The organism is Rufibacter roseus (assembly GCF_001647285.1).
Taxonomy (GTDB): Bacteria; Bacteroidota; Bacteroidia; order Cytophagales; family Hymenobacteraceae; genus Nibribacter; species Nibribacter roseus.
On sequence record NZ_LRML01000025.1, the window covers coordinates 1 to 20,172 of the forward strand.

The 20,172-nt window shown below is 40.9% G+C and carries 19 protein-coding genes; 13 read left to right on the top strand and 6 right to left on the bottom strand.

Features of this window, described 5'->3' with window-relative positions; translation table 11 throughout:
* Positions 1 to 181 precede the first annotated feature (181 nt).
* The 11 genes from A8O23_RS20605 to A8O23_RS20655 all read left to right on the top strand — a co-directional run bounded on the left by A8O23_RS20605 (position 182) and on the right by A8O23_RS20655 (position 8,992).
* Complete coding sequence (locus tag A8O23_RS20605; RefSeq protein ID WP_066625868.1) at positions 182 to 691, top strand: hypothetical protein; 510 nt, start codon at positions 182 to 184, stop codon at positions 689 to 691.
* Between the two features lie 82 nt (positions 692 to 773).
* The gene (locus A8O23_RS20610; RefSeq protein WP_066625869.1) at positions 774 to 1,370 is read left to right on the top strand and encodes an SMI1/KNR4 family protein; all 597 of its coding nucleotides are present in this window, start codon (positions 774 to 776) and stop codon (positions 1,368 to 1,370) included.
* Positions 1,371 to 1,442: 72 nt separating this feature from the next.
* The gene (locus tag A8O23_RS20615; RefSeq protein WP_066625873.1) at positions 1,443 to 2,069 is read left to right on the top strand and encodes a hypothetical protein; all 627 of its coding nucleotides are present in this window, start codon (positions 1,443 to 1,445) and stop codon (positions 2,067 to 2,069) included.
* 91 nt (positions 2,070 to 2,160) lie between these two features.
* Positions 2,161 to 2,691, top strand: a complete 531-nt coding sequence (locus A8O23_RS20620) for a hypothetical protein (RefSeq protein WP_153042309.1) — start codon at positions 2,161 to 2,163, stop codon at positions 2,689 to 2,691.
* Between the two features lie 176 nt (positions 2,692 to 2,867).
* Positions 2,868 to 3,371, top strand: a complete 504-nt coding sequence (locus A8O23_RS20625; RefSeq protein WP_239693467.1) for a hypothetical protein — start codon at positions 2,868 to 2,870, stop codon at positions 3,369 to 3,371.
* A 157-nt stretch (positions 3,372 to 3,528) separates the two neighbouring features.
* Positions 3,529 to 4,092 (top strand): GNAT family N-acetyltransferase, encoded by a 564-nt coding sequence (locus tag A8O23_RS20630; protein ID WP_066625881.1) that lies wholly within the window; start codon positions 3,529 to 3,531, stop codon positions 4,090 to 4,092.
* Positions 4,093 to 4,139: 47 nt separating this feature from the next.
* Positions 4,140 to 4,973, top strand: a complete 834-nt coding sequence (locus A8O23_RS20635; protein WP_066625884.1) for a maleylpyruvate isomerase N-terminal domain-containing protein — start codon at positions 4,140 to 4,142, stop codon at positions 4,971 to 4,973.
* 104 nt (positions 4,974 to 5,077) lie between these two features.
* Positions 5,078 to 5,806 carry a superoxide dismutase gene (locus tag A8O23_RS20640; protein ID WP_239693468.1) on the top strand — a complete coding sequence of 243 codons (729 nt, stop codon included), beginning with the start codon at positions 5,078 to 5,080 and terminating at the stop codon, positions 5,804 to 5,806.
* Positions 5,803 to 7,116: a chromate efflux transporter gene (gene chrA / locus A8O23_RS20645; protein WP_204377726.1), complete on the top strand. Its 1,314-nt coding sequence runs from the start codon at positions 5,803 to 5,805 to the stop codon at positions 7,114 to 7,116. Before A8O23_RS20640 ends, chrA begins: the two co-directional genes overlap by 4 nt.
* A gap of 18 nt (positions 7,117 to 7,134) precedes the next feature.
* Positions 7,135 to 7,950 (top strand): hypothetical protein, encoded by an 816-nt coding sequence (locus A8O23_RS20650; protein ID WP_066625886.1) that lies wholly within the window; start codon positions 7,135 to 7,137, stop codon positions 7,948 to 7,950.
* Positions 7,951 to 8,680: 730 nt separating this feature from the next.
* Positions 8,681 to 8,992, top strand: coding sequence for a hypothetical protein (locus A8O23_RS20655; protein ID WP_066625887.1), 312 nt, complete (start codon positions 8,681 to 8,683; stop codon positions 8,990 to 8,992).
* Between the two features lie 20 nt (positions 8,993 to 9,012).
* Here the strand turns inward: A8O23_RS20655 and A8O23_RS20660 are convergent, their stop codons facing one another.
* The 3 genes from A8O23_RS20660 to A8O23_RS20670 form a co-directional block, all read right to left on the bottom strand.
* A complete protein-coding gene (locus tag A8O23_RS20660; RefSeq protein WP_066625889.1) occupies positions 9,013 to 10,119 on the bottom strand; it encodes a PAS domain-containing sensor histidine kinase in 1,107 nt (368 codons plus the stop codon).
* 317 nt (positions 10,120 to 10,436) lie between these two features.
* Positions 10,437 to 10,829, bottom strand: a complete 393-nt coding sequence (locus tag A8O23_RS20665) for a response regulator (RefSeq protein ID WP_066625891.1) — start codon at positions 10,827 to 10,829, stop codon at positions 10,437 to 10,439.
* A gap of 5 nt (positions 10,830 to 10,834) precedes the next feature.
* The gene (locus A8O23_RS20670) at positions 10,835 to 12,709 is read right to left on the bottom strand and encodes a PAS domain-containing protein (protein ID WP_066625893.1); all 1,875 of its coding nucleotides are present in this window, start codon (positions 12,707 to 12,709) and stop codon (positions 10,835 to 10,837) included.
* A 508-nt stretch (positions 12,710 to 13,217) separates the two neighbouring features.
* Between A8O23_RS20670 and A8O23_RS20675 the strand changes: the two genes are divergently transcribed.
* Entirely contained in the window at positions 13,218 to 14,132 is a 915-nt protein-coding gene (locus A8O23_RS20675) for a DUF808 domain-containing protein (RefSeq protein ID WP_066625895.1), read from the top strand.
* Positions 14,133 to 14,146: 14 nt separating this feature from the next.
* On the opposite strand, the gene A8O23_RS20680 is transcribed toward A8O23_RS20675, so the two are convergent.
* From A8O23_RS20680 to A8O23_RS20690, 3 genes are all read right to left on the bottom strand, one after another.
* Complete coding sequence (locus A8O23_RS20680) at positions 14,147 to 14,851, bottom strand: pseudouridine synthase (RefSeq protein WP_066625948.1); 705 nt, start codon at positions 14,849 to 14,851, stop codon at positions 14,147 to 14,149.
* Positions 14,852 to 14,935: 84 nt separating this feature from the next.
* The gene (locus A8O23_RS20685; RefSeq protein ID WP_066625897.1) at positions 14,936 to 16,381 is read right to left on the bottom strand and encodes an alanine/glycine:cation symporter family protein; all 1,446 of its coding nucleotides are present in this window, start codon (positions 16,379 to 16,381) and stop codon (positions 14,936 to 14,938) included.
* 206 nt (positions 16,382 to 16,587) lie between these two features.
* Positions 16,588 to 17,703, bottom strand: a complete 1,116-nt coding sequence (locus A8O23_RS20690) for a fatty acid desaturase family protein (RefSeq protein WP_066625900.1) — start codon at positions 17,701 to 17,703, stop codon at positions 16,588 to 16,590.
* Positions 17,704 to 18,113: 410 nt separating this feature from the next.
* Here A8O23_RS20690 and A8O23_RS20695 point away from each other — a divergent pair, with 410 nt between their 5' ends.
* The gene (locus tag A8O23_RS20695) at positions 18,114 to 20,096 is read left to right on the top strand and encodes a cellulase family glycosylhydrolase (protein ID WP_066625903.1); all 1,983 of its coding nucleotides are present in this window, start codon (positions 18,114 to 18,116) and stop codon (positions 20,094 to 20,096) included.
* Positions 20,097 to 20,172 lie beyond the last annotated feature (76 nt).

Here is a 20,172-nt window from a genome sequence, read left to right on the forward strand (position 1 = left end):
CATGTTAGACAGGCTTACAACCGCCTCATTGTATAAATAATCTTGTTCCTCCCTTTCTTCTCTTTTGGTACAAGTTAAATGGTTTTTGCAAACATAGGACTGTATAAACGCCAGCATCGGCCGACGGCCTCCGCCGCCTCTTACACGAGTCCGTTAGTGGTAATTCAAATAAATTAATTTTATGAAGGTGAATTTGATTGTCCTAGCTTTGGCTCTTGCTGTGTCTTCGGCTTTAGGACAGACAAAAGTATTTGAGTATAAAGGGGTAGATAATTCGTACCCGTCACCTTCTATCAAGTCAACTAGAACATACCTAACCGACAGTACTTTTACTGACAGCGGATTACTATGCAATTCGGCTGAAGAAAAAGAATGTTCAATTACCTTCAAAAAAAGAGGTAAAGATTGGTTTGTGAAAGCAAACGGGGAATGGCAAGAGTTATACGCCAATGAAGACAGCTTGATTAAAGTTGTATACTTTAAAAATGAGAAATTCATCTTAAAGCCTACTCCAGATGTAAACATTTTCAATGGACGTGAGCTAAGGGGATTTACAAAAGAAGTTTTATATGTGAATACGAGCCATTTTACTACATATTGGTTTGACCCAGAATTCGGTATTGTCATAATTGAGGGAGAAAACAGCTTTATTAGGCAAGATTATCTAAAAGGAAAAAAGAACAACCACTAACATTGTGTAAACACCATGCGTCGGCCGACGGCTTAGCACGCTGTTTACACAAGACCGTTATGTGGTATTTTGAATAATAAAAATGAATAAAATAAAAGAAGTTGTAGATAAATACTTCGCGTTCATGCAGGAAATCGGAGGGCTCTTCGCACCAGAAGAACAAGTGCCACCTGGAATGCTCGACTTGGATAGAAAGGGTGATTTAGAGTATTCTGTATTTTGGAAACCAATCAATTCAACGGTTACTGATGTAGAAATCAAAAAACTTGAGAATTACTTTGGACATGAACTTCCAACAGCTTACAAAAATTTTCTCAAACACCGACATTTCCTTGAACTTCAACTAGGCGAATATGGAGTATCATTCTTTAAAAGTATCCCAGAGAAATTAGTTAGTGACACAAAAGAAGAAATAGAAGAATACTACTGGAACCTAATAGAAAGAAATTATCTACCTTTTGCCCAATTATCTGATTACGGAGTTGTTGCATTTAATGCAAACAAAGAATCTACGGAAAACGACTATCCGATTGTCACCCTTACTCATGAGGATGAGTATGAAGAAACAGAAGAGTATGCGGCCAATTTTGAAGGTATGTTCAAAGAGTTTGACTCACACCTAGAAGATTGGATACAAACGCGCAAAAGCAAAGAAAAAACACCACCTAACAACGTGTAAACCTCAGCATCGGCCGACGGCCTCGGCCGTCGTTTATACTAGACGTTAGCGGCAATACATAAAATTATAAATATGAGATTCTATAGCATCGTACTTCTTTCGCTCATACTGTTAAGCTGCCAAGACTCAGCTGCTGATAATAAATCTAAAAATGAACCTACAATCAATAAAAGCACCGACACTTTAACACAGCAGAAATCTGAAACAAAACCTAAAGTATTAGCAACTAATGAAGAATTCATCAGCTGGGATTCTGTTCGAGTCAACGGAAAATTGCCGATGATTTCTAAAACAAAGGAGCTTTTCAGCCTATTGGGAAAACCAGACAGTCTCGTTTCCCCTGACATGAACGATGTTTGCGTTTCTTTTTACGACAAAGACTTTAAGTATGCCTACTTAAACAATTCCCAAATAGAAATATACGGCGACACAGCTGTTTTCGGCTCCCTCTACTTCAAAAAAGAATCAAAGCTTTATCTAAAGACGCCAAAACACACATTCGACAGGAATACCTCTTTAGAAACTCTTGAAAAAGTCTTTCCTAATGCTGTAAAAGAAAAGTATGAAGTGAATGACTATGATATTGGAAAAGCCGTTGCAGTAAGAATTCAGACATCAAAAGAACCGTCCGATGACTCATGGCTCCTTCTCTTTAAAAACGGTAAACTGATTAGAATTGATTATTATATGCCGTGCTAAAAAGTACAGCCGCTAACATTGTGCATAAGGCATGCCACGGCCGACGGCCTCAGCCGCCGTTTATACTAGTCCGTTGTGGTAAACTAAAAGTATGAAAAGAATTTTATTGACAGGGCTTTTATGTTTTGCCTTCGGAATAACAAGTCAAAGTCTAATGACTAGCAATTTCGCATATTTTGTTCCAGTTCTCTTCTCATTAGGTGTAAGCATAGGCAATTACAATAATTTTAGAATTAACAGATTAAAAGGGCTTGTTCTACACGCTGTTTTTTCCTTAGCTATATTCTTTCTTGCTATTCTATTTACCTTGGGAGCATCATATGTAATTGGTTTCGCCGCAGTTCTTGCTTCAGGTGTCGTAGCAGCTGTAGGGCTTTACTTGTTGGACAGTCTGATATTAAAAGTCGAAAGAAAAGGATTGGGTCTGATAATTATTCTTGCCTCAAGTACAATGGTTTTATTGTTATTACAAGCTTTAAGAATGCTTTATAGAAACGAGAGTAATCTTATAAATGAAGCTGAGCTGTATGTTTTAATTTGGATGACTCTTGTAGGTATAGGTTTTGGAATAGCTTTGAATTTGAAAGAAGAAAGTCATCCCACAACAAAACCTATAAGTTAACTACTCCACCTTATGGCAGAGCCGTTGTGCACCATTTTAAGCTATCAAACCCGCTATCAAATTTGACTACTAGAAGACTTCATTACCTATCTGGCCTCTTGTTAGCTTTTTTTACCGGGCTACATTTATTCAACCACCTCTATAGTGTTGCAGGGGCTGACCAGCATATAGAGGTCATGAAAAGCCTGCGCCTTGTATACCGCAACATTCTTGTGGAGGCAATTCTACTGATAGCCGTGCTTTTACAAATAGTGTCGGGCATAAAGCTCTTCCAGAAAAGCCGCAAGGCAGCTGTCAGCAATTTTGATAAACTGCATAGTTGGACAGGACTTTACCTGGCGGCATTCTTTGTCATTCATGTAGGCTCTGTATTAGTGGGGCGTGCTGTTTTGCACCTGGACACCAACTTTTATTATGGCGTGGCAGGATTGAATACTTTCCCATTCAACCTGTTCTTTATTCCCTATTACGGGCTTGCCACCATCTCATTTTTCGGGCATATGGCAGCTATTCACAGCAAGAAAATGAAACAGGCTGTTTTTGGCTGGACACCACAAAGGCAGGCAAAAGCAATTTTGGGCTTAGGTATTATTCTGACAGCCTTTATGTTTTATGGCTTAACAAACCGCTTTAGAGGAGTAAAAGTCCCAACGGAATACAATGTTCTTATTGGAAAATAAAACCAATGCCCAACACTTTATTGCCACTATGTGCAGGGTCTGCTCTCCTTCTTAAGGAAAGTGAATAAATATCCATTAAGGCAGTAAGCTTTTTGTAACACGGTTCATTCGCACACCAGCAACACCTCCCACGTTACCTGCTGTTTAGAGAAGAAATATGATAGCTTATTCTACATCGAAGAACAATATAGAACTAGAAGGAATTTTGTCTTTGCAAAAGGCAAATTTAAAAATCGGCTTATCCGAAGGAGAAATAGAAAGTCAAGGTTTTGTGACAGTAAACCATGATCTGAAGACTTTAAAAAAACTTAATCAAATAGAAGAGCATATCATTGCTAAAGATGGCGAAAAGGTAGTTGCTTATGTTTTGTCGATGACGAAGAAATCAAGGTTTGATATACCTATCTTGATTCCCATGTTTGAAGTCTTTGATAAAGTCGTGTACAAAGTCAAATTACTATCCGCTTATAATTATATGGTTGTAGGGCAAGTATGTGTAGATAAAGACTACCGGGGGAAAGGAATATTCGGAGACTGTTATTCAGCGTACAAACAACACCACTCAGAGAAGTATGATTTTGCAATAACGGAAATAGCGAAAACTAATCTGCGCTCACTCAATGCTCATAAAAGAGTCGGATTCAAGGAAATAGTTTCATACACAGATCCCAACAAAATCGAATGGATTGTTGTGCTATGGGATTGGAAAAACAGCAGGTAAACTGGCTGAGGCTACGTTTCTGCTACACAATACGTTATTAAAAGTATATGGAAGAGATACCGATTAATACCAGAAGTCTTTTCAAGCCTTTACAGAACAAGCTGATTGAATTGTTGAAATCATTAAATGAAGATGATTGGAATAAACAAACAGTAGCGAAACAATGGAAGGTAAAAGATGTAGTAAGCCATATATTAGACACGCAGCTTCGAGTACTTTCTATTCAAAGGGATGGTTATTACGGAGAACAGCCCCCAGAAATTAAAGAATATAATGATTTGGTTAGATGGCTAAATAAACTAAACAGCGATTGGGTTAGCGCCACAAAAAGACTTAGTCCACAAACACTAATTTTATTACTTGAATCAGTAGGAGATTTGGTATCGGAATACTATGATTCATTGAATCCTTGGGATGAGGCATTATTTTCTGTTGCCTGGGCGGGTGAATCAACTAGTTTCAATTGGATGCATGTAGCCCGAGAATATACTGAACATTGGCATCACCAACAACAGATTAGAGAAGCGGTCAATAAACAAGGGATAATGTCAAGAGAGCTGTTCTACCCTGTCATGAATACGTTCTTTCAAGCTTTACCACATAAGTTCCGTGATATAGCCGCTGAAAAAGGAACAGTTATTGAAGCACAGATAACTTCCGAAGCTGGTGGAATCTGGTCTTTAATTAAAGATACTGACGGATGGAAACTCGAGTCAGGACCTAAATTAACCCCTGTAGCCGTTGTCTGTATACCGATTGAAATCTCCTGGATTTTATTTACAAAGAGCGTCCGGCCACATGAAATAATTGATAAGGTAGAGATAAAGGGAGATGAATATTTAGCAAAAAAGGTACTAGAAATGGTATCAGTAATTGCATAAAACAATCTCAGACAAGGTATATAGTGAAAAGCTGCCTTAGGTCCTCTTTATGTACTAACTCTTACCTGTACCCCTACTAGTCGACAGCAAACATTAAACAGAACATGATGGATAGAAAAGACTTTCTAAAAACAGGACTAATACTTGGCGGTGCGACACTTGTACCGACAGCATTACCATTTGCCAATAATCTGACTGACAACACCATTGACAAGTTGGTTGACAAAGACGGTAATTTTATTCATCAACCCTTGGCTTATTCAAAGAATCATTTAGAGCCGTACATGGACGAAGAAACTTTGCATCTGCATTACACTTTTCATCACGGAGGAGCGGTAAAAGGTGCAAACAAAGACCAACAGATGATACGGAAAGCTTTGGATGAGAATAATCTTGAAACCATTGACTTTTGGACAAAGAAATTGGCCTTTCACCTTTCATCTCACATCCTGCATTCCATATTTTGGACAAACTTAACCAACAAAAAATCTGACCCTAAAGGCGATTTGCTCAAGCGCATAGAAAAAGATTTTGGCAGTTACGACAAATTAAAATTGTATCTCGCCAAGACCTCTAAGGACGTTGACGGCAATGGATGGGGTATTTTGGGCTATCAACCTTACACCGACAAGCTGACCATTTTACAATGTGAGAACCACGAAAAACTGACCCAGTGGGGCGTAATTCCTTTGCTTGTAATAGATGTTTGGGAACATTCTTACTACCTCAAATACAAAAACAAACGGGCAGACTTTGTTGATAATCTGTTTAACATCATTAATTGGGACAATGCCGCTCAACGGTTAGACAACGCACTAAAATTGACCAAGTGAAAGAAAAGCCGACATTCAGGGAAGCGTTAAAATTCTGGACTAAACTTGGCTTCATTAGTTTTGGCGGCCCTGCGGGGCAGATAGCCATTATGCACGAATACCTTGTAGACGAAAAGAAATGGATTAGCGACAGCCGTTTTCTGCACGCCCTGAATTACTGCATGATTTTACCCGGTCCGGAAGCACAACAGCTGGCCGCTTATATAGGCTGGTTGCTTCACGGTGTTAGGGGCGGACTGGCTGCTGGAATTCTGTTTGTGCTGCCATCAATGTTTATTCTCTTAGGGTTGAGTGTGATTTATGTTTCGTATGGAAATATACCCTGGATTTATGCAATGTTCAACGGTCTTAAACCCGCTGTAATCGCCATTGTAATTCTCGCTCTTATCAAGATAGGAAAAAAGTCATTGTTAAGCCCATTCCACTATTTTGTTGCTTTGGCGGCTTTTGTCTGTATTTTCTTCTTCAATGTGCCATTTCCGTTCATCATACTTGGTGCAATAATACTGGCGGCATTGAGTCGGCAAGTATTCCCGACATTTTTTGAAGAAAGCAATAGTTCAGCAAGTAAAAAGGAAATTGATGAAAGTGAATATTACATCAACAAAAACACCATTAGTGAAAATGTTGGTTTTAACCCGTTACGTTTTGGGAAGCAAGTATTGACAGGTGCAATACTATGGACAATACCAATCATAGCCTTTTATTTTCTCACATCTGACTTTGAGTTTTGGAAGAACCTGTCAGTTTTCTTTACGCAGGCTGCCTTTGTAACTTTTGGCGGTGCGTATGCCGTTTTGCCTTATGTGGCGCAGGTAAGCGTAGAAAAATTCAATTGGCTTACTAATCTGCAAATGATAGACGGACTTGCACTTGGCGAAACAACTCCCGGTCCATTGATTATGGTGCTTGTGTTTGTGGGTTTTATGGCAGGACATAACCACTTCGGAAATTCGCTTGCCATGGGAACAGTTGGACTGGTAACAACTACATTTTACACCTTTCTCCCCTGCTTCCTGTTCATATTTGCAGGAGCACCAATGATTGAACGGACACAGGAAAACAAAAAAGTAAAAGAAATTCTTTCACTCGTAACGGCAGCAGTTGTTGGAGTGGTTCTCAATCTGACAATCTATTTTGGCAAGGCAGTTATGTTTCCAAATGAACTTTCACTAGCAGGATTTGACTACATTACATTAGGTTGGACAGTCATTTCATTTGTTGCAATGTATCGCTTTAAAATCGGAATGATAACTTGGATTGGTATCAGTGCGATTTTTGGACTTATTTACTATAGGGCAACGCTTTAACACTATAGAAAAGAAGAGTTGGCACATATCAGCACCTACACGCAGGCAGAGGCTTCGTGCTTCACAGGACAGGAAAGTGGTAAAAATTACTGCCTGCGTGTAGCTGTAAACCGTAAAAACGAAATGACAACTAAAGCTATTATTACAATACTGCCATTCTTGTTTAGTAGCATAGTGGCCATTTCTCAAACTTATAAATCAACAGAATTTGTAGAAACAAAAGCTCCTGAAATATCAAGCCCTGACTGGTATCACCTCAATTATTCTAAACATAATTTTGAAGTAAGAAATGTAGATGGAGGTTTGCAGATATTTAAAGCAGAGGATAAACAACAATGTGAGCTAACAATTAAAGGTGGAACACTGATAGGTACTGATAATGGGGAATGGGGCGGAAAACTAATTTATAAACCTAATCATAAACCTGACGATACGATCAAAATTAAAGCAGGCAACATTCTTTCAATTTTTCATTTAAATAATAAAATTTACTTTATTGAGGGACTTGCTCACGGAGTGTTAAGTGAAGGAGCTCTATTTGAACTTGAGTACTCAAAGAAAAAATTCAGATATAAAAAAGTACTAGCGTTTGATGATGCGCCAGCAGCACTTGCTCTTCATAAAGACAGGATACTAATTGCCTCACACCGTAATTTCTACATAATCAAAGACCTAAAGAAGGAATTCGTGTTCAAAGACGCTTTCTGGTCTAGCCTTTACCCAAACTCAATTGCTGTAATGGACGACAGCAATATTTATTTAGGCATAAGAGGTGGCATTGTCAAATTGGATTTAGAATCTAAAACGCTCAAATTTTTGAAATATAATCCATAAGAGCTCAAGGTTTACAGGGGTAACTGTTTACCTACTCCACCCAAAGCAAATCTATTTTTTTCCTTCTTACTCCAAAAGTTGACCATGCTCAAGCGCAATATTGAGCTGAGAGTGAAGCATGTAATCAATTGCTTACTCAATCATGATCAGGTTTTAGCCTTTTCTACTATTCTGGCTCTCAACCTGCTCAACGACTGAGGAGTAATGCCTAAATAGCTCGCTAATTGATGCTGAGGAACACGCTTTAACAGTTCAGGTCTTCTTTGCAACAGGTTTACATACCTTTGCTCGGGAGAGGACTTTTTGAATTCAAACAAAGAATTTTGGCTTTTAACTACCAGCTCTTCTGAAATAACCCGGCATAACGTTTCTAAACGAGGAAACCTTTGAAATCTTTCAGTTCCCGTTTCCGGATTGGAAACTTTGAAAAGTGAATCTTCAACACAACGTAATAGTCTTTAAACAATGCATAAACCCTCCTTTCTAGTGTTACAGCTTTAAATTATTAAGTATTTAAAATCTAGAAGATGCATTAGAAACACTATTTAGTGACAGCTTAAAGAAACATGAAAGTGGTTGTTAGTTTACTGTTTTAGATCTATTTTCTTGAAACTAAGCCTAAAACAGAACATGACGAAAATTGTTTTTTAAACATTCTGTAGAGAAAGCAGTTGTACAGGAAGATGCTTCGGTTTATGCGAAAAATACTGGTAGAAACACTGCTTTTTAAATGTTATCTCAGCAAATAGAGGCAGCCAACCGTATCTATGTTCTTACCAACTCTGGTGCCATGGAAGAGATGGACAACATTTTATCAGCACTGCTAGAACGGGTCCATTTACTCAAGGAGCCCGAAGATTACCCTACCCTTTCCTCAGATATTGCCCATACGCTGCACCTACCGCTAAATGATGTGCTAGAGCTAAGCCGTGAGTTAGCTGATAACGGCTGGGTAGTGATAAGCCCTCTAAACGAACCACCGTTGCTGTACCTGACTTTTACCGGCCTAGCCCGTGCCCGGCGGCTGAGCAAACAGTCCTGATCTTACGCTGCTTTTGAGTTTTACTCTACTCTTTTAAGTGATTCTTTAGGTAATCTGATGTAGAAAGTGGTGCCAACGTTTTCCTGGCTATCAAACCAAATTTCACCATTATGCCAGTCTACAATAGTTTTTACAATTGACATTCCCAGCCCCACACTTTGCTCACCCTTAAGCCCTGGGCGTCTGGCCTCGGTGAACTTGTCAAAAAGCATAGTATGATATTTTTCAGGAATTCCAACCCCAGTATCAGCTATTGAAATAAGTAAAGCTTCTTCCTCCTCCTCTAACCGTATAGTGATGATGCCGCCTTCAGGAGTAAACTTTAAGGCATTAGACATTAGGTTGGTGATGACCTGCATGAACTTCAGGTCGTCTATTTCTACATAAAGCTCTTCACGGCTTGGAAAAAACTCTATCTTTTTAGATGCCAGTTTACCTATGTTACTTTGGTACTCTACAATCAGTTCACGCATTTTGCTGACTAGTTCTACCCTCCTCGTCACCACTTCTGTTTCTGATGACTCCAGAAACTCCTGCCTCATAAACTCCTGAATAAGAGTAGCTCCTTTTCTGCTCGTTTTTTCTATGAGTTGAATTAGATGCAAGGCTTCTTCGTTAATGCTATCCTCTAGCTGCTCATTTAAAACAGCGGTTAAATTGTAAATCATATTTAGCGGTCCAGCCAGATCATGCGCTAATATGTTGAGTACCGTGTCCTTCTTGTTTGAGAACTTCTTCAGGTGGTCTTGATAGTGTCTTTGGGCGGTAATGTCCTCCACGTGCCCGAATACAAGTTGTTCCCCATCCTCCCCGCTCTGCAGTGAAACATGAAATAATACCCAACGCTCCGTTTGACCCGCTAACGAAATCCGGAACTCAAGCGGCAGTACCTTCCCGGTTAATTGCATCTTCTGAAAACTTTTCTGCACATAGCTTTGATCATCGGGGTGAACTAAAGCCAGCAGATCATTAGTACCAGTGTCTGCGCCCGTAAGTTGAAATGTCTCACCAAATGCCGGACTTTGGTAAATAAGCTTTTGATTGGTGATACTAAAAACAAAAAAAGGTTGCCCAGTTTTTTCTAGCAGCGTTTTGTAGAATTGCAGAGAGTAAGAGTTGGTAGACATAGGTTTTGTACAGCACCAAGTTTAATGGGCACAACATGGTTTTACTACTGAAGCAGGCTAAAAGTTTACCTAGGAACTAAGGTTGTAAAAGGGGCAAATAAAAATTATAGATTGTTCCGTTACTTTCGTTACAGTAAAGCCTTGCTCAAGAGAAGTAGAAAATTGTGAGATGAGGCAAAAAACCATAAATGTTGCTGCTGAAGATTCCTGACGCCACAAAAAAATGCGCTTTGTTTTTCAAGCTATACTTGAGAAACAAAGCGCAAAGTTTAAACCGTTAGCAAAAATAAAATTTGCCTTACAGTTTAATGAAGGGTCTATAATGAATTAACCACCTCCACAAACTGCTCCTTCGTGACAGGCTTCACAATGTAGCCTTTCACCTCTGATATTTGTTGTGATTTTTCCTGGTCAGATAAACTTGTAGAGGAACTTGCTATGTAGATGGTAATTTCTTTAGCGAAACCAATTTTGATATATTGGTCCAGAAACTGCCAACCATCCATAAACGGCATTTCCAGGTCAAGCAAGATCAAATCTGGGAGCTTCTCTGCATTTTGTTGGTTTTCTGCCAAATAGGCAATTGCATCTTCACCATCAGTAAATTGTAGAATGGTTTCAACAAAACCTGAATCCTCTATCATTTTGCGGGTAAGAAACTGATACACTTGGTCGTCATCAATTAAACTGATAACTGCAATTTTCTTCATAGTAGTTAAAAAGTAACGGTAAATGCACTCCCTTTCATAGGTGTACTGCTAACATTTATAGAACCACCAAAAGTTTCTACCTGGTTCTTTATTAAGAACAGTCCAACACCTTTGCTGTCAAATCCTTTATGGAAAACTTTTTTCAGTTTAAACACCTGGTTTCCATATTTATCTAAATCTATGCCCAAACCATTGTCTTCTACTGTAAGTACTGTCTGTCCGTTCTCTTTATAAGTGCTGATAATAATATGAGGCGTTACGTCTGCCCTGCTGTACTTTATGGCATTGCTAACTAAATTGTATAAAATGCTGTGCAGATAAATTTTAGGGAAAGAGATAACAGGCTCCTCAATACGTTCTTCAATTACCACATTCTTTTCCAGCACATCTCCCTTCAAAGAAACTATAACTTTCTGCAGCAGGTCTTTTACAAGGCATTCTTCAAATTGAATATTCCTGTTTAAACGCAGCTCTACAATTTTCATCAGCTCGTCTAGGGTAGCGGAAAGATTCTGGCAGCTTTGAAGAAGCATTTCAAAATAAGGAGAACTCTTAAGCTCCTGCTCAGAATCTGCCAAAGCTTTTAACAACAAGTTGATGTTCCCAGCCGGACCTCTCAAGTTATGGGCTACAATGCGAGTGAATTCTTCTAACTGCCCAATCTTGTTTTCCAGATCTAATGTAACTGTGTTGAGCGTGGCATTCTTCCACTCTAATTCACCTATCATATGTTTGATATTGGAGATATCTACTATCTGGGAAATGAAAAACTGAGGTTCGTCTTCCTCCCACACTAGTGACACCGTCAGCATAGCCCAGACATAGTGTCCGTTCTTCATGATGTACCGCTTTTCCATTTGGTAGGAACTAATTTCGCGGTTCAGCATTTGCTGCACATAATCTAAGTCAGCCTGCAGATCATCTGGGTGCGTGATGTCTTGAAAGGTTTTCTGGAGCAATTCATCCTTCGTGTACCCCAGCAACTCACAAAGTGCCGGATTTACGTTCATCCAGGTACCGTTAGGCGCCACCAGCCCCAACCCTATTGCCGAAAGCTGGAAGGTATTGGAGAGGGTGCTTTCGCTGATCCGCAACTTTTCCATTACCTCCTTACGGCTGTGAATATCGCGTATAGTGCCTATCAAACGAGAAGGACTACCGTCAGGCTCTCTACTTATGATTTTGCCTGAGGTTAAGGTCCAGCGGTAAGACCCGTTTTTGCTCCTGAGCCGGTGTTCTATGTCATAGGTAGATACCTTACCGGTAAAATAGTCTTCCAAAGCTTTGAAAACAGCAGGCTTATCATCTGGGTGTATGGAGTCTTCCCACACACTGATATGATCAGACAACTCACCAGCCCCATAGTCTAAAATTTTCCGCCACTCATCGGTGAAAAACAATTTACCGGATTTAACATCCCAGTCCCACACGCCCAAACCGCTGCTATTCAGCGCCAGTTGCCAGCGTGTTTCGTTCTCTTTCTGCAACTTCTCCAGCTCATACTTCTCTGTTTCGTCCAGAAAGGAGGAGATGACATACTTTATTTCATCAATGACAATTGATCGAGAATTTATTCTTATCCAAACAGGTTTATCGTCTCTATTCTTTAGCCCTAGCATAAAATTATTGACAGGCTCACCAGTAATGGCTGTTCTAAAACCCGGGAATTCTTCAGGACCCAGCTGCTCTCCGGAAGGTTTGATGATTAACCAATCCGGATGGGTAGCCTCTTCCCCTAACATCTGCGCTCTGGAAAGTTTGAATATTTCTAACGCTCGCTCGTTTAAGTCTACTATTTGCCCGGAGTCGTCTCTAATGACAATTCCTTCGGCAATGGTATCAAAAAGGGCAGATAAAAAATGTTTGCTATTTCTTAACAACTTCTCTCTTATTTTACTTGTAATCCTAAACTACAACCAGTCTTTGAATAAAATCTCCACCGGTTATAAGAATCAGAAAACATTATAATTTTATATTGTTTAGGTTAAGGAAATTGAGAAGTAATAGGTTCCGTTTATAATAACCATAGAAGAGCCTCTTTGGCCGTACAGGACTTTAGGCGTAGGTGAAAATCTAAGCTACTCTTTTGGCAAGAGAACTTTTATAGCTTCTGTTTTAGGTTTCTTTTTCAAAAAACAAGCCTAAAACAGCCAAAGTGAATATGCTTTTTAAATAAACTGATCAGGTAAAATCTCTTTTAAAAATGCAGTTGACACTGTTATGAAGTAAAAGACACTTAAAATCATTTTGTATGTTTGTTTTTTTGCATCCGTTTTTGAATTCAAACTGAAAACAGGTGTACGAGAATTATAAAAGAATATTGCCCTATATTGGAAGATTAGCCGTACAAGCGGCAATACTTAGAATTTAAAATCAGATAGAACTACAATGGCTTCAGGTCTTCTCGCCTTATTAGATGATGTTTCGGCGCTGGTTAAGGTAAGCGCAGCTAGTTTAGATGATGTGCCGGCACAAGTGGCTAAAACTACTGGCAAAGTGTCTGGTATTGTCATTGACGACACCGCCGTTACACCTAAATACGTGGTAGGACTTGACCCTGCAAGGGAATTATCTATCATTTTACAGATAGCTAAAAAGTCTTTATTGAACAAAGTGTTACTGCTTAGCCCAGCCGCCCTGCTGCTCGGTTTTTTTGCGCCATGGGCTATTACTCCAATTTTGATGTTAGGAGGAGCCTACTTGTGTTTTGAAGGCTATGAAAAGGTGCATTCTATGTTTAGTAAGCACCATGACATTACACCAGATGAATCAACAGAAATAAAAGTAATTACACCTGCTGAACTCGAAAAGGAACGAGTAACAGGTGCTGTCAGAACAGATTTGATTCTTTCCGCGGAGATTGTGGCAATTACCTACTCTACCGTAGCCGAAACGGCGCTTTTAAACCAAATTGTAGTGATGCTTGCCGTAGCTATTTTTATTACTGTGGCTGTATATGGCTTTGTTGGGCTTATTGTGAAAGCAGATGACCTTGGAATACATCTGGCCAAGAACAGCAACCAAACGCAAGTTCAGAAGCTAGGACGAGGCATTGTTACATTCATGCCTCACTTCCTGAAAATTCTGAGTTATATAGGTACCGCGGCCATGTTATGGGTAGGCTTTGAAATTATAGCACATGGCATACCTTTCACGAGTCATCTACTGCATGAGTTGGAAGAGTCTCTTCACAACGTACCGGCCTTGGCATGGTTTTTAAAAGCGTTGGCTTGCGGATTAAGTGGACTGGTTTTGGGATTTATAATTGAAAAAATAGTGAGCCTGTTTAGAAAGAAAGCTTAATTGCCTATGGCTTTCTAGTGCAGCTTTTCGTGGAGTACTTCAAGCTCATTCTGTAATAACTCTCGCCACTCACCCGGCTGCAGAGTTCCCAATTCTACTGTTACCATACGAATCCGCACCAACTGCACCACCTCATACCCTAGTTTATAGCACATACGCCTGATCTGCCGGTTTAACCCCTGGGTAAGCACTATTCTAAAAGTTTTTTCCGCTACCCCCTGCGCACGGGCTGGTCTTGTTTTCGTGCCCATGATCTCAACGCCAGATGCCAGAGACGAAATAAACGCATCATTTAATGGTTTGTCTACTGTGACTATATACTCTTTCTCCTGATGGTTTTCTGTATGGCTGATGCGGTTGTAAAGTTGGCCATCATCGGTGAGCAGCATTAGCCCTTCAGATTCTTTGTCTAACCGGCCCACTGGGAACACCCGTTTTTCTAACTGAAGCGCCTGCAGCAGATTGTCTGGTATGTTAGGGTTTAGCGTAGATTCTACTCCTCTGGGTTTATAATAAGCTATATAAGTATACTCATCGGCTGATTTCAGAATCTGCCCGTTCAGCGTTACCTCGTCTTGCTGATGCAGCACCTGCTGAAGCTGCCCTTTTTTGCCATTTACCAGCACCTTTCCTGATAAAATCAAGCCTATAGCTTCTTTGTTCGACACGCTGCATTTCTGCACCACAAAATACTTCAGGGAAGAGGTAAGGGACTTCATTCTTTTAAAATAAAAAGTCAGAGACAAAAGACGTTTCATCTTTCACCTCTGACTAATTGCAAGAGTCTATTCAGAAAGCATTTTTTATACCGTTGCCACTTTCTCCTCTATTTCCCACTCTTCTGTATTCTTTATTTCAGATTTTTGGGCATTGAAGACAGGATCAAGCCCTGCTTTCCGCTGCGCCTGGTAATCTTTCAATGATCGTAAGGCAGGCTTTTGCAACAACAGAATGGCAATAATGTTAAGCCAAGCCATTACACCAACTCCAATATCACCTAAAGCCCACGCTGATTGAGCCGTCTTAACCGATCCGTAGAAAGTTGCCGCCATAATACAGGCCCGCAACAGCCACAGCTGCCACTGGTGTACTCCTTTTTTCATGAGGTAACTAAGATTGGTTTCGGCTATATAGTAATACGCCATAATAGTGGTAAAGGCAAATAACATAAGAGCTATGGCCACGAATGCTCCTCCCAAGTCTGGGAAATGAGTATTTACTGCTTGCTGAGTATATTCAGCCCCTATGGCCACTCCCGGCAGGTTTTCCACCAGAAAACCGCCTTCTGGATTTTGCACGTTGTATTGCCCAGTGAACAGAATCATAAAAGCTGTGGCGGTACATACAAACAATGTATCAACGTAAACGCTGAACGCCTGCACCAGCCCTTGTTTTACCGGATGACTTACCTCAGCAGCGGCGGCGGCGTGGGGGGCTGTTCCCTGACCCGCCTCGTTTGAGTAGATGCCTCTTTTCACACCCCAAGCTACAGCCATTCCGAAAACTCCGCCAAAGGCAGGTTCCAGGTCAAAGGCTGAGCGTACTATCAAACTGACTATTTCAGGCACTTGGGTTATATTCATCCCGATGATCACCATAGCCATCAAGATATAAGCGCCGGCCATAAACGGAACCAGCACCTCCGCTACTTTGCCAATACGTTTCACTCCTCCAAATATGATCAGGCCCAGAAAAGCCGTAACCACCCCGCCCGTAACAGCTGGTGGTATAGGAAATGAGTTTTGAATACCTACCGCAATGCTGTTGCTTTGCACGCCAGGCAATAATAAGGTCATGCTAAGTATTGTAGCCACGGCAAACACAACTGCATACCATTTTATACCTAGGCCTTTTTCAATATAAAAGGCAGGTCCACCACGGTATTGTCCGTCTTTTACCTCTTTATACATTTGCCCCAGGGTAGCTTCTATAAAAGCCGAGGAACTGCCCAAAAAAGCGATCATCCACATCCAAAAAATGGCACCAGGCCCGCCCATGGCAATGGCGGTGGCCACCCCGGCAATATTACCAGTTCCTACCCTGCCAGCAATAGCAATTGTAAAAGCCTGAAAAGAACTTACTCCCGTTTTAGAAGATTTACTCCTGAAGAGCAGGCGGATCATTTCTCTAAGATAGCGCACCTGCAAAAATCCGGTTCTGATTGAGAAGTATATTCCCGTTCCCAGGCAAAGCACAATTAAGGCATTGCTCCAGACTACATCGTTGATGTCAGCAATTATTTTATCCATTAGCGTAAATTAAGCTGATAAAGCTGTTGAAACGAACCGCTACAGCGGCTCTTCCAAACAAGCAATAGTATGCTAGGCTAATGTAAGGAAAAAATATGAGGAATACTTGCCCTGAGGGTAGTTCTGCAGGATTATCTCTCTTAAAGAAGAGTGACAATCAACCTAATGCACCTGCCGTCTTTGTTACCTAATTGATAAAATACAAGCTAGTTTGCCAGTTCTAACTTTTGTTCCTTCACTTCATAAGCTTCCTGGCCAAACTTTTTAAGTATGCGGTAATGAGATTTTATGGCCGAGACAAACGAAGGATTCTCAATGTAAGGAAGTTCAAACTCAGCAGCGGTCTTCCGGACAATTTCTGAAATGAAGGGATAATGTACATGGCACACCTTGGGGAATAAATGATGTTCAATTTGGCGGTTCAATCCCCCCAGAAAAAAACTGGCCATGGCACTAGAGGGGGCAAAATTGGCGGTTGTGCGCAGTTGGTGTTCAGCCCAGGCCTCCTCAATGTTTCCCTGCTCATTCGGCACCGGAAAATCTGTACCCTCCACTACGTGTGCTAACTGAAAAACTAAACCCATGGTAGTTCCCTCAGCCAGGTGCATGATCAGGAAACCCAGAGCAGCCTGCCACCATGCCAGGTCTAACACTAGCATTGGTACGCCTATAAAAATGAAATAGTGTAAAAGCTTAAAAAAGAACAAGTTAAAATACTCCAACTTTGGGTGATGGTTCTTTTGCTGACCTATTTTAGCCTGGAAAAACTTTTTATAATCTTTCCGCACCACCCACGAAAGCGAGGCAAGGCCATACAACAAAAAGGCATACACATGCTGGAAACGCTGTAGTTTGTTCACCTGCTCGCTTGCATCTAACCGAATAAGCCCTGGAGCTACTTCAATGTCTTCATCGTGTCCTGGAATATTGGTATAGGTGTGGTGCACAACGTTGTGGGTAATATTCCAGACATAGGGGTTAGCCCCGATAAGGTGAAACAAATAGCTAAGGCCTTTATTTATCTTTGGGTTGGCAGAAAAGGAACCGTGAATGGCATCATGGCAAATGTTAAAGCCTATAAATGCCGCACATGCACCTAACAGCAGCGTCAGGCCCACCATAACCAAATTGCTGAAGAGACCAGATAAAATTAGAAAGTATAATGAGCAGAAAACAGTCAAAAAGAAAAATGTCTTAAACCACATAAAGTGGTTGGCATTTTTTGAAAGACCTCTTTCCTTGAACTCTACTTCAACTCGTTTGCGGACAGTGGCAAAAAAGGCTGTTTGGTGGGTACTATTGAATTTTAATTTTTGAGACATGCAAAATTATAAACTGAGGTATTGGGGGAAATTTATATTCGATCTTATCACTACAGAGCCTCAGTCACTGCAAAACTTCAATCAGGAAAGCAAACAACAGAAACAATCGCCTTAGTAAAGTAAAAGGATCACATTGCTAAATTCTGCTTCTTACAAAGGTAACAAAGTTTGTTACCATACAGTGCGGCTTTGAAGTTACTCTTTTGTTAATACTGCCCGTTTGCTTAATCTTTTGTTTTACGTGTTTGCAAAACAAAAGATTGCTGATGCAATCTTACCTTCTAGCTTCACATTGAAGTCAATATACCCAAGAAACAAAGGCATTATTCAAGAACCTTGCCTATAGCTAAATAGCTGAGAAATAGATATCTTTATTCCTAATCTTCTAATTTGCTTCAACTCCTCTTACTATGCCAGCACTTCAGTTGAACCAAAAACCTGCAATATTTTGGCACCTGCTCTTTATTTGGTTGGTGCTCCCCTTCACCGCTACGCCTTTGTTTGCCCAAGAGGTGCCTTTCAATAAGGGAGTCAATTTAACAAACTGGTTTCAGGCCAACGAGGTGCGGCAAATACATTTTACCAAGTACACAAAAAAAGACTTTGAAAACATAAAAAGTTTGGGGGCAGATGTCATAAGGCTGCCCATTAATCTGCATGCTTTCACCAGAGGGGCGCCAGAACACGTTATTGATCCTTTGCTTTTCACTTTTCTGGATGAGGCGGTAAACTGGGCAGAGGACTTGGACCTGCACCTGATACTCGACAACCACTCTTTTGACCCGATTGTCAGCACTCGGCCTGAAGTTGAACAGATCTTAGAAAAGGTTTGGGCCCAAATGGCGCAACACTATAAAGACAGGTCAGACAGAATCTATTATGAAATCCTGAATGAACCACATGGTATTTCTGATGCACAGTGGAATGCCATTCAGGGTCGCATCATAGAAGTGATCAGGAAGCAGGATACGAAGCATTACATCATAGTGGGAGCAAGCAACTACAACAGCTACCATAATTTGGCACAGTTGCCGGTATACCATTATCCAAAACTGATATACACCTTCCATTTCTATGACCCTTTTCTGTTCACCCACCAGGGCGCCAGTTGGGTTGAGCCATCTTTGGTACCGCTAGCCAACATGCCCTTTCCGTACAGGGTACAAGATATGCCAGCCCTTCCTAACAGTCTGCGCGGCACCTGGATGGAAAATGCTTACAACAACTACCAGCAAGATGGTACTGTGGCCAAGGTAAAGCAGCTGATTGACATTGCCGCCCACTTCAAAGAAACACGAAATGTCCCTGTTTTCTGCGGGGAATTTGGAGTATTTCAACCTAACAGCCGCTCTGAAGACCGAGTGTTCTGGTACCAGACGGTCAGAACCTATCTGGAGCAGAAAGGTATAGCCTGGACCAGTTGGGACTACCACCACGAGTTTGGCTTATTTAAACAAAACGGAGCTAACTTTTTTGAACAAGACTTAAACACACCCTTGCTTCAGGCTTTAGGTTTTAATATCCCACCACAGGCACCCTATGTAAAGCAGCCGCTCACAAAAGGCTTTGCCATTTACTCTGATTATCTGGGGCAAAATATAGTAAACGCCAGCTACGGCACCGGTTCTTATGATTTTTATGCAGACCAAAAGCCTAACAATGGCCGCTATAGCCTCTCCTGGACCAACGCCGCTCAATACAACAGCCTTAGCTTTAACTTTCAACCAGATATAGATTTGTCGCTGTTGCGGCAAAACGGGTTTGCCTTAGACTTTATTTTCAGAGCCACTTCCCCGTCTACCAGTTTTGATATACGGTTTATAGATACCAAAACCACTGACCCAGACGACCACCCCTGGCGGGCTGGTCTTACCTTGAATGAGCAAATTGTTCCGTTTGATGGACGTTGGCACCACGTGCGCCTCCCCCTGACCAGCTTTTATGAACAAGGTTCTTGGGACAACGCCTGGTTCGCGCCGGATGGAAAATTTGACTGGACCAACATTGACAGACTTGAAATTACCGCTGAGCAAGGGCCTTTGGGGCAGACGAAGCTTTGGTTTGACAACATCTATGTATCAGACCAAGATACCGCTAAGATATATGAGCACTCAGTGTATGATGGGAAGGTCACCGGTATATTCACACCTAATGAGAAAGAGGAAATAAAGGTGTATCCTAACCCAGCTGCAGAGATTATCACCATTAACGTTACCTCTCCAGGAACTACCATGGTTGATCTTATAAACAACTTGGGTGTCTCCGTTCAACAAGCTACTTTTCAAAGTAGAGTGCAACTTAGCACTTCCACTCTTCCTTCGGGAGTGTATGTGGTGCAGGTTACCAACTCAAAAGGGCAAAGAACCATGAATAAAGTAGTCATTTTGCACTAATCAGAAAATCGTCTACCTTTTTTATAATGGTATTGACTGAAATGCTTGAGTATAGTAAAATCTGGTATGTTGACTA

Coding starts and splice junctions, on each gene's coding strand:
- A8O23_RS20605 (WP_066625868.1), top strand. CDS start 182: ATGAAGGTGAATTTGATTGTCCTAGCTTTGGCTCTTGCTGTGTCTTCG.
- A8O23_RS20610 (WP_066625869.1), top strand. CDS start 774: ATGAATAAAATAAAAGAAGTTGTAGATAAATACTTCGCGTTCATGCAG.
- A8O23_RS20615 (WP_066625873.1), top strand. CDS start 1,443: ATGAGATTCTATAGCATCGTACTTCTTTCGCTCATACTGTTAAGCTGC.
- A8O23_RS20620 (WP_153042309.1), top strand. CDS start 2,161: ATGAAAAGAATTTTATTGACAGGGCTTTTATGTTTTGCCTTCGGAATA.
- A8O23_RS20625 (WP_239693467.1), top strand. CDS start 2,868: ATGAAAAGCCTGCGCCTTGTATACCGCAACATTCTTGTGGAGGCAATT.
- A8O23_RS20630 (WP_066625881.1), top strand. CDS start 3,529: ATGATAGCTTATTCTACATCGAAGAACAATATAGAACTAGAAGGAATT.
- A8O23_RS20635 (WP_066625884.1), top strand. CDS start 4,140: ATGGAAGAGATACCGATTAATACCAGAAGTCTTTTCAAGCCTTTACAG.
- A8O23_RS20640 (WP_239693468.1), top strand. CDS start 5,078: ATGATGGATAGAAAAGACTTTCTAAAAACAGGACTAATACTTGGCGGT.
- A8O23_RS20655 (WP_066625887.1), top strand. CDS start 8,681: ATGTTATCTCAGCAAATAGAGGCAGCCAACCGTATCTATGTTCTTACC.
- A8O23_RS20660 (WP_066625889.1), bottom strand. CDS start 10,119: ATGTCTACCAACTCTTACTCTCTGCAATTCTACAAAACGCTGCTAGAA.
- A8O23_RS20665 (WP_066625891.1), bottom strand. CDS start 10,829: ATGAAGAAAATTGCAGTTATCAGTTTAATTGATGACGACCAAGTGTAT.
- A8O23_RS20675 (WP_066625895.1), top strand. CDS start 13,218: ATGGCTTCAGGTCTTCTCGCCTTATTAGATGATGTTTCGGCGCTGGTT.
- A8O23_RS20680 (WP_066625948.1), bottom strand. CDS start 14,851: ATGAAGTCCCTTACCTCTTCCCTGAAGTATTTTGTGGTGCAGAAATGC.
- A8O23_RS20685 (WP_066625897.1), bottom strand. CDS start 16,381: ATGGATAAAATAATTGCTGACATCAACGATGTAGTCTGGAGCAATGCC.
- A8O23_RS20690 (WP_066625900.1), bottom strand. CDS start 17,703: ATGTCTCAAAAATTAAAATTCAATAGTACCCACCAAACAGCCTTTTTT.
- A8O23_RS20695 (WP_066625903.1), top strand. CDS start 18,114: ATGCCAGCACTTCAGTTGAACCAAAAACCTGCAATATTTTGGCACCTG.